Below are 1,254 nucleotides of genomic sequence, written 5' to 3'. Positions count from 1 at the left end.
CAACATGATAGTCTCTATCATTCTTCCGAATTTCAAATGTTTTCAAGCCATTATTAACTAAAACAAAATATTTTTCGTCTAATTTCAATTCATGTACTTTCATCACTTACTCCAGACTGACACGAAACGTCCATACAATGCAGTCATCAAGTAGAATGCCATTGTCAACAACATTGGCAGTGAGCTAGCGGAATACCCAGCAGATAGAGCAGTAAACCATAGCGCAATATTGACCACGTCCGCCATCAACCACAATGTGTAGCTGTCTCCGTAGCCCAAGAATACATACAACGATGCAAACGCACCTATTACCAACGTCAATGAGTCCCATGCTGGGTTCGTGTCGCATAACCATGTGTAGACAACAATAAGTGGAATCCAGATAATTAACATCAATGCCACTGTTGACATCCAATTTCCGAAACTCAAATGTTTCACACCGTTTTTAATACGGTGACCCCAACTCTTCCACGTGATAATCATCGGAATATCAATCAATGCCACGAATACTAACTGATCCAATACACTTGCATAGTGTCCAGCCGTCAAATTAACGTATATGAAACCTAGTGCGCTAATCAGTCCAAGCAGCCCATTGATAGGCTTTCCGATCATCATGTATACCGTACATGCTGACCCAACCAACGTGGCCACTAGCGTGATAATTGATAGACCAGTAATCGGCGCGACCATGAATAGTGCCAACTGAACGCCGACCATAAATGCCAGCATAACTGCACCAGCAGTGTTCAATGACTTAATTTCTGTACCTAACCATTTAACGTAATTTTTCATTGTTTTTTCTCCAATAATTCTTTGTTCTCGTGAATGTTTCCAATAACTTCAATGGTGTGCTTATCGCTAGCCGCCCAATACTCCTGACGTGCAATAGCTTTGCCAAAATTAATGCAGTAGCCAAACTTAGGACTATACTCAATAAACCCAACCTTGTCATCAGGCGACAAGATGACAACATGCAACTTGACGATGTCATCCTCATAGATTTCTTTACCGTTCTTGTCGTAAAGTCCAGTGAATTGTTCTAATTCGAATTCTGGAGCACGGTACTTATCATCATAAGTTCTGACATACCAGTTAAATGCGTGAATTTCCATAATTGGTAAATAACGTTGTTCTTTCTTGTGCCACGCCCTAAACTTAATTTCTCGCATGATTATTCACCAAATTCTGCAATGTATTTGTCTGCTGGAAAAATTCGAAAATGACCGTCTGAAGTGTAAACTTTATACCATT

The 1,254-nt window shown here is 40.1% G+C and carries 3 protein-coding genes; all 3 read right to left on the bottom strand.

Annotated features, from left to right (window positions below):
• The coding region (locus tag AOQ32_RS08270; RefSeq protein WP_114679997.1) for a DUF3850 domain-containing protein at positions 1-103 on the bottom strand (103 nt) is incomplete at its 3' end.
• Entirely contained in the window at positions 103-795 is a 693-nt protein-coding gene (gene pnuC / locus AOQ32_RS08265; RefSeq protein ID WP_059394389.1) for a nicotinamide riboside transporter PnuC, read from the bottom strand. The genes AOQ32_RS08270 and pnuC, both read right to left, overlap by 1 nt.
• Positions 792-1,172 carry a YopX family protein gene (locus AOQ32_RS08260; RefSeq protein WP_083994479.1) on the bottom strand — a complete coding sequence of 127 codons (381 nt, stop codon included), beginning with the start codon at positions 1,170-1,172 and terminating at the stop codon, positions 792-794. Before AOQ32_RS08260 ends, pnuC begins: the two co-directional genes overlap by 4 nt.
• Between the last annotated feature and the right edge of the window lie 82 nt (positions 1,173-1,254).

Source organism: Fructobacillus tropaeoli (assembly GCF_001047135.2).
Lineage (GTDB): Bacteria > Bacillota > Bacilli > Lactobacillales > Lactobacillaceae > Fructobacillus > Fructobacillus tropaeoli.
The sequence above is the reverse complement of the archived record's forward strand: the minus strand, read 5'-3'. Positions and strand labels throughout refer to the sequence as shown.